Genomic DNA, 13,467 nt, shown 5'->3' with positions numbered 1-13,467 from the left:
GGGGTTTTTAATAATGAGTGAGAAAAAATATTGGGATGAAGAAATAGAAACATTACCAAGGGCAGAGCTTGAGGCGTTACAAGAAAGGGAACTTAAAGAAATATTAGAATTGTCATATAGCAACTCTACGTACTATAAAGAAGCTTTTGATGCAGCTGGGGTAAAACCTTCTGATTTTCAAAAACTTTCAGACATAACTAAATTTCCATTTGTAGATAAACAAATAGAACGTAAACGCCAAACTAAAAGCCCGATTTTGGGAGATATGGTTGCTGTAAGTGAAGATGAAGTGGTTTTCGTTTCTGCTTCAAGCGGATCAACTGGAGTTCCTACCCTAAGTCCTTTTACAAAACAGGATTTTGATGAATTTCAAGATGTAGAAAGCAGACTTTTTTATGCAGCAGGCATGAGGAAAAATGATAGATATGTGCATGCACTTAACTTTTCACTTTTTGTAGGAGGACCAGATGTTATTGGTGCTCAAAACCTTGGTGCACTATGTATCTGGGCAGGAACAATTCCTTCAGAAAGACTTTTATTCATTTTAAAGGAGTTTCAACCAACAGTAATTTGGACAACGCCCTCATATGCCTGGTTTTTAGGAGAAACTGCTAAGAAAAATGGAATTGATCCAGCTAAAGATTTATCAATAAATAAAATTATAGTTGCAGGAGAAGCTGGCGGGTCCATTGATGCAACAAGAGATGCCATTGAGGAGCTTTGGGGAGCAAAGGTTTATGATTTCTTTGGAATATCTGATATATTTGGTGCTTGTGCAGGTATGTGTGAAGCTAGAAATGGACTTCATATTGCAGAAGACCACCTGCTAGTTGAAGTCTTAGATTTAGAAACAGGAACACCAGTAGCTGATGGTGAACGCGGAGAGATAGTACTTACCACTTTAAGAAAAAAAGCACGTCCTATGATTCGATTTAGGACAGGCGATATTGGTATTGTTGACAGAAGTCCATGTATTTGTGGAAGAACACATGCAAGAATAAATGTAGTTGGAAGACTGGATGATATGTTCATAGTTTCAGGAGTTAATGTATTCCCTAGTGATATAGAATTTGTTCTTCGCAAACTTAAAGGAATTACGGGGGAATATGTAATCCGCATTTTAGAAGAAAGTTTTACTATTAAATATATAGTAGAAATAGAAAAATCAATAGACAACAATGAATCTGATGAAGAAGTAAAAGCTAAGGTTTCTGCAGCACTTAAAGCAAGATTAGGAGTGAAGCCAAAAGATGTAGTAGTGCTAGAGGATGGAACTTTGCCAAGGGCTACTCATAAGGCTAAACGTCTTATAGATGAAAGAAAAGTAAATTATACTATTTGAAAATAAGAAAAAAATTAAAGACGAGTTATTAAATTTTAAAAAGGAAGTGTATTATGGTGAATTTGAGCAATAGAACAGATTGTTTCACTGAGTCAATAATTAGAAAAATGACAAGAATTTCAAATGAATATAATGCAGTAAACCTATCACAAGGATTTCCAGACTTTGATCCACCTAAAGAATTATTAGATTCTTTAAGTGATACTGTATACAAAGATATTCATCAATATTCCATTACTTGGGGGGCGCAGAACTTTAGGGAATCACTTGCGAAAAAACAGTCAAAATTTATGGGGATAAACATTGATCCAAATAGTGAGATTGTTGTAACTTGTGGAAGTACAGAAGCAATGATGGTAGCAATGATGACAGTTTGCAATCAAGGGGATAAGGTTATAGTCTTTTCACCTTTTTATGAAAATTATACTGCAGATACTATTTTATCAGGAGCAGAACCTATATTTGTTTCCTTACGTTCACCAGATTATAATTTTGATGTTTCTGAATTGGAAGCAGCTTTTAAACAAAATCCTAAAGCTATTATACTCTGTAATCCATCAAATCCAACTGGAAAAGTATTTACTTATGATGAACTTAAAATTATCGCTGATTTAGCAGAAAAATATGATACTTTTGTAATTACAGATGAGGTCTATGAGCATATAATCTATGCTCCACATAAGCACACATATTTTGCATCACTTCCAAATATGTTTGAGAGAACTATTTCTTGTAGTTCTTTATCAAAAACATATTCAATAACTGGGTGGAGATTAGGATACATTATAGCTCCGGCAACAATTGTTAATGTAGCAAAAAAAGTTCATGATTTTCTTACAGTTGGAGCAGCGGCACCTTTGCAAGAGGCAGCGGTTACAGCTTTGAATTTTGAGGATACTTATTATGAAGAGTTACAAAAGACTTATACAAAGAAGAGAGATTTATTTTTAAGAGGGCTTGACGATATAGGATTAACCTATACAACCCCACAAGGTGCTTACTATATAATGATTGATGTCTCAGAATTTAGCAGGGACAATGATGTTAAGTTTTGTGAGTGGTTAGCAAAAGAAGTTGGTGTTGCTGCAGTACCTGGTTCGAGCTTCTTTAGAGAAGAAGTTAATCATTTAATAAGGCTTCATTTCGCTAAAAAGACAGAGACATTAGAAGAGGCGCTTAACCGTCTTTCTTTATTAAAACATAAGGCAAGGGGATTAGGATTATGATTGAAATAAGATGGCATGGCAGAGGTGGTCAAGGAGCATTTACTGCAGCAAAAATTTTAGGTGCTTCTGCCTCTTTATTTGAAAATAAATATTCACTTGCTTTTCCATCCTTTGGTCCAGAAAGAAGAGGAGCGCCAATACAGTCCTTTACTAAAATTGATGATAAGAAAATTATTGATAGAAGTGAAATAAAAAAATGTGATTATATAGTTTTACTAGACGAGACGCTTTTTGATAAGGAATACATCAAGGATTTAAAGCCGCAGGGAAAAGTAATCATTAATAGCAGTCACTCTGAAAAATATGAAGAATATAGTGAATTTGTAGTTACCTTTGATGCAACACAAATAGCTTTAGATATCTTAAAGCGACCTACTACAAATACTGCTATGATTGGTGCACTTATTGGTTTATCAAAGATTATAAGCATTGGAGCTGTAATTTCAGGTTGTGAAAACTATTTGAAAGGTTCAGTTCTAGAGAAAAATAGAGAAGTTATACTGGCTTCTTACAATAAGGTGAGGGGTGAATAATATGAATAAGCCAAGATTAAGACAATATACAAAGCCTTCTCATATATCGGAATATCCTTTAGGGCCTTGCTATAAAGCTGGACATCTTGTCACAAAAAATGCAGGATGGAGAAATGAGAAGCCTATTATAGATCATGAAAAATGTGTTAATTGTTTTCAATGTTATATGTATTGTCCTGATGGAGTTATCTTTAAGAGGGATAGCAATATCGATATAGATTATAATTTTTGCAAAGGTTGTGGAATATGTGCCAAGGTATGCATTCCAAAAGCTATAAAAATGGAAAGAGAGGTGTAAATAATGGCGGAAAGAAAAGCTTTTTTATCTGGGAATGATGCCTTGGCAGAGGGGGTAAGACTTGCGCGACCTCAGGTTATCTCGGCTTATCCAATTACTCCACAAACAACTGTTGTAGAAAGGCTTTCTGAAATGGTGGAGGAAGGTAGCTTAAAAAGTGAATATATTCATGTAGAGTCAGAACATTCAGCTTTATCTGCGGCAATGGGTTCAAGTGCAGTAGGTGCAAGAACCTTCACCGCTACATCCTCACAAGGGTTACTTTATATGGCAGAATGTCTTCAGTATGCTAGTGGTGGAAGATTCCCAATTGTTATGATGAATGCTAATCGTTCTACAGCACTTCCTTGGAATATTTATGGGGACCAAAGAGATTCACTTTCCCAGCTTGACTGTGGTTGGATACAGGTATATGTAGAAGATGCCCAAGAAAGCCTTGATATGGTACTGCAAAGCTACGTAATAGCTGAAAATAAAAAGGTTCTTACACCAATTATGATAAATCTTGACGGCTTCATACTTACACATACTTATGAGTTAGTACAGATTCCTACAAGTGAGGAGGCAGATAAATTTATACCACCATTTGAGACTTCTAATAAAATGGATTTGGAGAATCCAGTAAATATGGCTTTTAGTGCAGGACCTGGAGATAATATGGAGTTTAAATACCAGCAGCATAAGGCAATGATAGATGCGAAAAAAGTTATTAAAGATGTAGATGAAGTCTTTAATAAACAGTTTGGCAGAAAATATGGTGGAATGGTAGAGGAATATCGTTGTGATGATGCAGAAATAGTACTCGTAACTTTAGGAAGTGTTACAGGTCTGGCTAGGCTTGTAGTTGATGAACTTAGAGCAAGTGGATTAAAAGCAGGAGTATTTAGAATACGATTTTTAAGACCTTTTCCAGAGGAAGAATTAATTAACTTAGCAAAACACGTTAAAGGCATTGGTATCTTAGAAAAGGATATATCCTTTGGTTATGAAGGTACAGTTTATACTAATGTAAATTCTGCTATAACAAAGGCTAGGGTTTCTATACCTTCTTATAACTTTGTTGCTGGTCTTGGTGGACGGGATATTTCAAAGGATGATGTACTGGAAATGTTCCAATATATAAAAGAAGGGGTAGAAGGAACTAAAAAGGACTTTGTAAAATTTATAGGTTTGGGGGTGGAAATTAATGACTGAAAAAAATACCGCAAAGAATATTACTGATAACGAATTATTTTATGGGCATAAGGCCTGTGCTGGCTGTGGCGGAAGCTTAGCAGTAAGAATTGCATTAAAAGCACTTGGAGAAAGGACATTTACAGTTATACCAGCAGGGTGTATGTCAGCAGTAGGATTTAATTTTCCACAGCTTTGTTTTAGTAACAATGCAATTATATCTACTTTTGCAGGCACTGCTTCAATGCTTACTGGTGTTGAGGCTGGAGCAAGAGCTTTAGGGCTTAAAAATTATAAGGTTCTTGGTATTGCAGGGGATGGTGGTACTGCTGATATTGGAATACAAGCTCTTTCAGGAGCCATAGATAGAAATGATAATGTTATTTACATTTGCTATGACAATGAAGCATATATGAACACAGGTATTCAAAAAAGTAGTTTAACTCCCTTTGGTGCAAAGACCACTACAACACCAGCGGGAGAAAACATTAGAGGAAGCATAACACAAAAGAAAAACATGTTTGAAATTGTAGCAGCTCATGGAATAAAATATGCAGCCACAGCCAGTGTTGGATACCTGCCAGATTTTATAAATAAAGTGAAAAAGGCAGCAGAAGTTGATGGCACATCCTATATTCATGTGGTTGCTCCATGTCCAGTGGGATGGGGAATTCCAACAGATGAAATGGTAGATGTGGCTAAGGATATTGTGGACTCTGGTTTATGGTATTTGGCTGAATTTGAAGAAGGGGAGTTCAAAATTAATAGGAATCCCAAGGAATTTACTTCTGTGAAAAACTATCTTCTAAGACAAGGAAGGTTTAAGCACTTAAATGATGAGGATATAGATCTTGTTACAGAAGAAAGAGATAAGAAATGGAAACTCATCAGAAAAAATTGGGTTTAAAACAAATATTGATATACATGCTATAATTATTATTGTAAGTAATAATTATAATCAATTATTGTGCTTTAGTAAAATTATAGGATTTATGAAAGATGTAAAACAACTGAATAAATAGTAAATTTATTTATTTGGAGGTGTAACGATAGTGGCAAAGCATGAGTTTGGAATTATGCAAAAGGAACCATCATCTAAAGAGCGGTTCGACATTTATGAACCACAAAAATACAATTGTATTGCGATTGATGATGATTTCATTGAACCAATTATAATTGATTTGGAAAGCATAGATTGTTATTGGCATACCATTCAAAGAGCAGAAAAAGGTCTTGCCTATTTTGGTATTACACTTATACCGCCTAAATCAATGGAAACACTTATTAGTGTTTTGTCATCTTACAAAAAAGAGGAATATGTTTCTTTGATTGTCTTAGCTAAGCAAGCAAAAGAAAATGACAAATATATAATTCATTATGGAATCTAAATTCCAATTTATATAGTCAAGTAACATAATTTTAGTGACGGTTTTGTAGTATCTTTCTTATTTGACGTTGAAAATTTCTTTAATAATAACAAGTATAATCTATCAATAAATTCATGAACTGCCTATAGACAGCTTCAATACTGTCTGTAGGTAGTTGTATTTTTGTTTATTTAAAAAATATCATTTTTGTTTAAATTTTATCCTAAAAGAAGTTACTAAGAGACTTGCAGAAACGGAAACTTTAGCTCAAAATTTAGCTACCAATGATGTAGATGCTAGAATAGCCCATATGATATTAGATTTTGGTGAAAAATATGGAGTGAGTAAAGAACAAGATATAGAAATAAAACTGCCTATAAATAGAGAAGAGATGGCAAACTATGTAGGGGTAACAAGAGAAACTATAAGTAGAAAATTATCTAAATTTGAGGATTTAGATATTATAAAACTTGTTGGTAATAAGGTAATTATAATCAAAAATGAAGATGCCTTAAAAGAATTTATAGAATAGATTATTTTAAAGAAAAGTGCTTTGCACTTTTTTTATTTTTAAAAATTTGATTTGAATCATATTTTTAAATTCTAATAGTTTATATAATAAAGCCATAACAAGCAAGAAAATAAAGCAAATAACATAAATATTAATAAAAAATTGGGGGTAATGGATATGATGAAAAATATAAAAATTAAAGAAAAAATTTATTTAGTAGGAAAAATTGATGATAGAGATGTACCATTTCATAGATTAACTTTAACGAAGGGAACAACTTATAACAGTTATCTTTTACTTACAGAAAAACCTACAATTATTGATACTGTAGATATAAGTTTTGGAAGAGAATACGTTGAAAATCTAAAAACTTTAATAGACTTAGAAAAAATTCAGTATATAGTAATAAATCATACAGAACCAGATCATTCAGGGGCTTTAGGAACTTTAGCCTTCAATGCTAAAAATGCAATTATTGTTTGCACCAAAAAAGCAGTTGACCAATTAAAAGCTATGTATAAGCTTTATAATAGAACTTTTCTAGTTGTTAAAGATGGGGATACCCTTGATATAGGTGGAAAAACCCTTGCATTTATAGAAACACCGTATCTTCATACAGAAGAAACTATGATAACTTTGGCTAAAGAAGATAAAATACTATTTCCATGTGATATATTTAGTACTCATGTAGCAAACTATGAATATTTCAATGATAAAGCTAAAGAGGACATATTAGAAGATTTTAAAATCTACTACAGTTTAATAATGCATCCTCATAGAAGATATGTACAAAATATGATAAAGAAAATAAGAAATTTAAATATAGAAATTATAGCACCATCTCACGGGTTTATATTAAGAGAGAATGCTGAAAAATTTATAAAACTTTATGATGAAATGAGCCAAAATACAAATGTAAATAAAAAAGTTTTAATTTTATATTCTACAATGACAAACAATACTAAAAAGATTTCAGAATTAATCAAAGGATATTTTGAAAAAGACAATATAAATGCAGAGCTAATTGATGTTAATAAAGCATCAGATGAGGACATTCTAAAAAATGTTAAAGAAGTAGATGCAGTACTTGTTGGAACATCCACAAAATATGCAGATATGATTGGAAAATTAGAAGATGTTTTAAGAAATTTAAAGGATATGGATTTAGAAAATAAAATATCAGCAGCCTTTGGATCTTATGGATGGAGTGGAGAAGGTATTGAAGTTCTCCAAGATTATTTAAATGAAACAAATATGAAGACTTTAAGCACTTCATACATTATAAAATCAACAGGAATGACAGATGTGAAATTTCCAATAAGAATTAAATTTTCTCCAGAAGAAATGGACAAAGAAGAAATAAAGAAAGCAACTACGTTTATAGCAGATTTATTATTAAATTCACTGTAAGGATTATGATAAGTAATTATGAGATATAAATTAATTAGGAGGAACTATTATGAAAAATACTATTAATGCAAATCAAAAGCTTGGAGAAGTTGTTTCTATATTCCCAGGAGCAAGTAGAATATTTAATGATATTAAAATAGATTATTGCTGCGGTGGACATGATACTTTAGGAAAAGCTTTAAAGGAAAAAGGAATTGATTCAGATGAATTTATACAAAAACTTAATGAAGAATATGAAAAGTTTATAGAATCCAATGAAGAGTATATAGATTGGAGAAAAGAAAAACCGTTAAATCTTATGAAAAATATATTAGATACTCACCATGAATATACAAAAAGAGAGCTTAAAGAAATAGATGCCCTGTTATCAAAAATATTAAAGGTTCATTTTAGTCATCATGGAGAAGAGTTATTAAAAGTTCATAGATTATTTGGGCTTTTGAAAATAGAACTAGAAGAGCATTTGATAAAAGAAGAAGAAAATTTATTCCCATTAATAGAAAAATATGAATCGAATAAAGATGAAAATCTAAAAAAAGAAATAGATAAATTTATAGAAGAAACAGAAAATGAACATGATGAAGCTGGAGATATATTAAAAGAATTAGAAAAAATAACAAGAGATTTTAAAGCTCCAGAAGGTGCATGTACAAGCTATAGATTGGCTTATGATAAGATTCATAATTTAGAAAAAGATTTATTTATCCACATATATAAAGAAAACAGTGTATTATTTGAGATGATTTAAGGCTGAATAAAGGAGATGATTTAAATGGATAATAAAAAAATTCAGGAATTAAAGGAAGTTTTAAAAAATTTAAATAAATTTGGAATTAAGGATGAAACAAGAAAAGAGGCTCTAGATTTAGTAAAAGATATTGACCCTATAGATTTATCTATAGCAGAACAACAACTTATAGAAGAAGGAATGGAACCACAAGATTTAAGACATTTGTGTGAGGTACACATGGAAGTTTTAAAGGATGAATTAAGTAAAATAAAGACAAAGATAAACAAAGGACATGTAGTTTATACTTTAATAGATGAACATGATAAGATTTTGAAGTTCTTAGAAGATTTAGAAAAAGTGAATTCAGATATTCAAAAGACTACAGGTTATGATGAAGCTAAAGAAAAAATTCATAGTCTTCATAAATTAGCAGAAAATATATTAGATGCAGAGAATCATCATCAAAGAGAAGAAAAAGTTTTATTTGTGGAGATGGAAAAAAGGGAAATAACAGGACCTACAAGAATAATGAAAATGGAACATGATGACTTAAGGGCTAGAAAAAAAGAATTAAAAAGACTTTCTGAAAATGCATATAAAATGGAATTTGATGAATTCAAGAGCAAATCAGATGAAGTTTCAAAATATATAATTTTTAACTTAAGGGATCATATTTTTAAGGAAAATTATATTTTGTATCCATCATCTTTAGAAGCTATAAAGGAAAAGGATGTATGGGATGATATGAAAAAAAGATGTGATGAAATAGGATATTGCAGCTTTACATTTGAAAATTAAAAGTTAATAAATTATGGATGTTTATAGAAATAAAAAAGAGTATCTTTAAGGAAAAAAGACACTCTTTTTTAATTTAAATTATATGGTCTAAGCCATTAACTGTAGTTTGTTCATTGCCATTGATAGGAATAACTATGCATTTTTGGCCATTAATTATTTGAGATTTTATTTCAGGTATTTTTTCAGGTTTTACTTGAAGTATAATGTCATAGTGAGAAGTAGTATTATTATCTTCTGAATTTCCATTGTGAATTTCTTTTGTAATAAGGTTATCATCAACAATTTCTGTAATTGGCTGAGTTTCTTCTAAAACTACATTATCATCATTAATTTCTGTAACTGGATGGCTTTCACTATCTACAACAGCCTCTTGTTCAGCTTGTTCAAGTTTAAGTTGAAGTGCTTCTACTTGTTTTTTAAGTTGTTCTTCCTTTTTTCTCTGAGCATTTGCTTTAAGTACCTTTGAGTCAAGTAAATTCTCTGCTAAAGGTAGGTCTTCACCAAAGTTTTCTATATAAGATTTTTCAATTTTAGTAGTAGCTTCTTCAGAAACTCCACTTTCTATTAAAAGATTTTGTATCTCCTTTTGTGTTAAAGTTATAGGTTCATCATCTGTATCATTATATATTGAATTATGTTCATCTATCATAGTATTTAGATTCTCTTGTATTTCCATAAAAGTTTTCTCAGCTTTTTTCTCATCAGTATCAATATAATCTTTAATAATTGTATGGAAGGTTTCTTTTTGTATGTTGGCAGTTTGCTTTGAAGAACAACCTAAAGCTTTTTCCATTAATTCAGGATGTGGGTCTTTTGGATTTTTAGTGTAGTACATAACAGAGTTAACATCTGAACTACGATCAATAAAAGCAGGGAACACAAAGCCAAGGGTTGGAGCATTTACCACCCAATCTCTAATACGTGCCTTTATTTTCTTTTCTTCTTCAAGGTATCTAAGTCCAGGATCTGAAAGTGAAACAGGACATATTGCACATAAAATATACTCATATACTTCTTCAGATTCATCTATTTTAGCGTTATCAGTAGTTTTAGTAATAACATCATAAGCATCATGAAAAACTAGTATTAAAAAATTACCAGTATAATCATAACTATCTATAATGGATTTATAAAAATCTTGAAGCAAAGTATCATCCTTTAATTGACTTTTTTTAAGCTTAATAAGAGAAAGTTGTTTTTCATTTTCAAGATTTTCATTAAGCGGAAAGTTAAGTTCTAAAATATTATTAGCAATAGTTCCAGATAAGACTTTTTTAGCAATTTCTAAGTACTTAAAGTACTCATCATCTTCCAAATTTAAAAAGGTTTCTCTAAAATTTAAAATAATATTTTTTTCACCATTAACATAGCAACCACACATTTTAGTGAAGGTACAATAATCTTTCTTTAAACGTTTTTTTAACTCAAGTATATCTTTTTTGTTCATATATAAACCCCTCAATCTAATCTTTTCTATTTGTAGTCATTAATTAATATATTATTAAGTATAGTATTTTTTTTATATTAATTAAAGATTTCATTAGATAAATTTAAAGCAGATGATATGCATACAATGAATTAAAAATTAAGAATGAACAATGAAGAATTATGATTAAAACTCCGTAGCCAAAGCCTTTGGAGCTTTTTAAAAATAAATTTTATTTTAAGAAATTCACCTTTAGCGAATTTTTTCTTGAATTCTTCATTCATTAATCATTAATTTCTAAGGATTTAAGCTATTTTTATAGAAAACTTATTTTCCAGAGTGCACTTTAAGTTTTCATATTGTATCCCTATAAATAGAAGTAGATGTAAAATATCATGATGAACAGGAAAGTAAAATAAAAAATATATTTTTTTAAGTACCCTAGAAATGCTATTTAGGTATACGTATTATTTATAAGGAGGTGAGTTATGTTAGAAAATATTAATGAACAAGTTATGATAATTAAGAATGATAAAGAGCGGATAAATCTTTTTATTAATGAATATAAACAATTTATTATAGCTTATTGTAATAGATCCCTAAAGAGATATATTGATATAAATAATGATGATGAATATAGTATAGCTCTTATGGCTTTTTATGAATCTATAAAAAGCTATGACATAAGCAAAGGAAGTTTCTTTTCATATGCTCAGCGAGTTATAAAATTTAGATTGATAGATTATTATAGAAAAAATAAAACATTATTAAATGAGAAATCTATAGAAGAAGATAAGGAAAATAAGGACAAGTTTTTCTTAAACCAATCTATAGAAAATTATGAAAAACAGGACATTTCATATTTAAGAAAACTTGAAATAGAAAGCTTAATTGATGAATTATCCCAATATAATATAACTTTTAAGGATTTAATAAAAGTTTCTCCTAAATGGAAGTCTACTAGAAAACAATATAATGAAATAATTAATTACATAATAAAAAATAGAGATATTATTGAGGAAATATGTTTAAATAATAAGATTCCAATAGCAAAAATTCAAAAAAATACTAAGATACCCCGAAAAACAATAGAAAGATCACGAAAGTATATAATATCAGTACTGATAATACTTTTAGGTGATTACCAATATATAAGAGAATACATAAATTTGGAGGTTTGATATGAAAAGAGCCTTAGTGGTAGAAATAAATGATAAACATATGATTGTTATTGATAATAAAGGTAGATTTAAAAAGGTTAAAAATAAAATGAATCTAAAAATTGGTGATGAATATGAAAGAAATGAGGCATTAATTATGAAAAAAGGTATAGTATTTGCAATGTCACTTATTTTATTGCTTGGAATAGGTGGCTTTGGATATTCTTATGCAGCTCCAAAGGATTATTTAACACTTGATATAAATCCTAGTATAAAACTAACAACTAATAGGTATAGCAAAGTAATAAAGATAGAAGCATTAAATTCTGACGGAGAGAGTATAAGTAAAGAATTAAAAATAAAGAATAAAAATGTTAACGAAGCTATAAAATTATTAGTAGAATCTGCAGTGGACAATGGTTATATAGTTGATGATGAAAATGCAGTTATGCTTACTTCAACAAATGATGAACTATTAGACGAAGCAGAGATAGGCGCAGAAGAAGGCTTAGAGGAAGAAGAAATAAAAAATACTGAGATAATAAAAGAAAATGTTAATAAAGAAAGATTTGAAGAAGCTGAAAGATTAGGAATATCACCTGGAAAAGTAAATTTAATTCAGAAGCTTCAACAAGTAATGCCAGAAGCAACTTTAGATGAATATGCAAACTCTTCAGTTAAGGATATTATGAAAAAGATAAAGGAGCAAAGGGTTAAAGAAAAAGAGGAAGATAAGAAAGAAAATGGTAAAACAAAAACTAATGATGATGTAAAAGAAACTACAAACTCTAATGGCAAAGGAAGTACTTATCAAGAGAACAAAAAGAATAATGAGAACTCTATAAATAAAAATAATAATTCAAATACTAATAAAGAAAAAACAAATAATGGTGAAAAAATAAAAGAAAATATTAAAGAAACAAATAACAGTGAAAAAATAAAAGAGGATATTAAAGGAAGAAACAATGGTGAAAAAATAAAGGAGAATACTAAAGATACAAATAGTAGCGAAAAAACAAAAGAGAGCATTAAAGAAACAAATAATGATAAATCTAATAACTCGAATAAAGGTAAGTCTAATAAAGTAGAAGATAGTAAAGAGAATAACAATAAATCAGAAAATAATAACCTTTCAAAGAAGAACAATTAATATAAGAAGAATCTATATTCAAAGTGATTCTTATATCAAGGATATTAAAAAAGCCAGTTAAGTAGATAAAAGCTGATTCCTGTATTAAACAGTAGTCAGCTTTTTAAAATTCCATTAGTAATGGTAGTTGTATCAATAACTTTATGAAAAAATCATGGAAAATAAGGTAATTGCTTACTGCAGATTAATATAATAAAATATAGGAGAGATAAATATTGGTATTTTTTATTATAATGATTTACTGCGTAAAATAGAGTGTTTATTAGCTAGGGGGTATAGTTATGAAGAATAAAAACAGATTTTTACTCTATGCAGGATTAGTCATATAATTTAGCGGTTAGTT

13 protein-coding genes and 1 pseudogene are annotated in these 13,467 nt (G+C 29.8%); 13 read left to right on the top strand and 1 reads right to left on the bottom strand.

Annotated elements, in window-relative coordinates:
- The first annotated feature begins 13 nt into the window (after positions 1–13).
- The 11 genes and pseudogenes from ACWPW7_RS22540 to ACWPW7_RS22490 all read left to right on the top strand — a co-directional run bounded on the left by ACWPW7_RS22540 (position 14) and on the right by ACWPW7_RS22490 (position 9,388).
- On the top strand, positions 14–1,342 hold the full coding sequence (locus tag ACWPW7_RS22540; protein WP_454055399.1) for a phenylacetate--CoA ligase family protein: 1,329 nt from the start codon (positions 14–16) through the stop codon (positions 1,340–1,342).
- Positions 1,343–1,395: 53 nt separating this feature from the next.
- Positions 1,396–2,568 carry a pyridoxal phosphate-dependent aminotransferase gene (locus ACWPW7_RS22535; protein WP_454055398.1) on the top strand — a complete coding sequence of 391 codons (1,173 nt, stop codon included), beginning with the start codon at positions 1,396–1,398 and terminating at the stop codon, positions 2,566–2,568.
- Entirely contained in the window at positions 2,565–3,101 is a 537-nt protein-coding gene (locus ACWPW7_RS22530; RefSeq protein WP_454055397.1) for a 2-oxoacid:acceptor oxidoreductase family protein, read from the top strand. Before ACWPW7_RS22535 ends, ACWPW7_RS22530 begins: the two co-directional genes overlap by 4 nt.
- A gap of 1 nt (position 3,102) precedes the next feature.
- On the top strand, positions 3,103–3,399 hold the full coding sequence (locus ACWPW7_RS22525) for a 4Fe-4S dicluster-binding protein (protein WP_454055396.1): 297 nt from the start codon (positions 3,103–3,105) through the stop codon (positions 3,397–3,399).
- Between the two features lie 3 nt (positions 3,400–3,402).
- Complete coding sequence (locus tag ACWPW7_RS22520) at positions 3,403–4,593, top strand: transketolase C-terminal domain-containing protein (RefSeq protein WP_454055395.1); 1,191 nt, start codon at positions 3,403–3,405, stop codon at positions 4,591–4,593.
- A complete protein-coding gene (locus ACWPW7_RS22515) occupies positions 4,586–5,479 on the top strand; it encodes a thiamine pyrophosphate-dependent enzyme (protein WP_454055394.1) in 894 nt (297 codons plus the stop codon). The genes ACWPW7_RS22520 and ACWPW7_RS22515 overlap by 8 nt, the downstream gene beginning before the upstream one ends.
- A gap of 145 nt (positions 5,480–5,624) precedes the next feature.
- Positions 5,625–5,960, top strand: a complete 336-nt coding sequence (locus ACWPW7_RS22510; RefSeq protein WP_454055393.1) for a hypothetical protein — start codon at positions 5,625–5,627, stop codon at positions 5,958–5,960.
- A 199-nt stretch (positions 5,961–6,159) separates the two neighbouring features.
- Positions 6,160–6,471 (top strand): annotated as a pseudogene (locus ACWPW7_RS22505) (Crp/Fnr family transcriptional regulator); the annotation flags it as partial.
- Between the two features lie 156 nt (positions 6,472–6,627).
- On the top strand, positions 6,628–7,860 hold the full coding sequence (locus ACWPW7_RS22500) for an FprA family A-type flavoprotein (protein WP_454055392.1): 1,233 nt from the start codon (positions 6,628–6,630) through the stop codon (positions 7,858–7,860).
- Positions 7,861–7,909: 49 nt separating this feature from the next.
- Positions 7,910–8,608: an iron-sulfur cluster repair di-iron protein gene (gene ric, locus ACWPW7_RS22495; RefSeq protein ID WP_454055391.1), complete on the top strand. Its 699-nt coding sequence runs from the start codon at positions 7,910–7,912 to the stop codon at positions 8,606–8,608.
- Positions 8,609–8,632: 24 nt separating this feature from the next.
- Positions 8,633–9,388, top strand: a complete 756-nt coding sequence (locus ACWPW7_RS22490) for a DUF438 domain-containing protein (RefSeq protein WP_454055390.1) — start codon at positions 8,633–8,635, stop codon at positions 9,386–9,388.
- A 73-nt stretch (positions 9,389–9,461) separates the two neighbouring features.
- On the opposite strand, the gene ACWPW7_RS22485 is transcribed toward ACWPW7_RS22490, so the two are convergent.
- Positions 9,462–10,835, bottom strand: coding sequence for a DUF4317 domain-containing protein (locus ACWPW7_RS22485; protein ID WP_454055389.1), 1,374 nt, complete (start codon positions 10,833–10,835; stop codon positions 9,462–9,464).
- A 467-nt stretch (positions 10,836–11,302) separates the two neighbouring features.
- Between ACWPW7_RS22485 and sigI the strand changes: the two genes are divergently transcribed.
- Positions 11,303–11,995: an RNA polymerase sigma-I factor gene (gene sigI / locus ACWPW7_RS22480; protein WP_454055388.1), complete on the top strand. Its 693-nt coding sequence runs from the start codon at positions 11,303–11,305 to the stop codon at positions 11,993–11,995.
- Between the two features lies 1 nt (position 11,996).
- Positions 11,997–13,124, top strand: a complete 1,128-nt coding sequence (locus ACWPW7_RS22475) for an anti-sigma-I factor RsgI family protein (protein ID WP_454055387.1) — start codon at positions 11,997–11,999, stop codon at positions 13,122–13,124.
- The last annotated feature ends 343 nt before the right edge of the window (positions 13,125–13,467 follow it).

The organism is Clostridium sp. Marseille-Q7071, from assembly GCF_965112025.1.
Note: the sequence above shows the minus strand (reverse complement) of the source record. Positions and strands in the feature narration are given on the sequence as shown.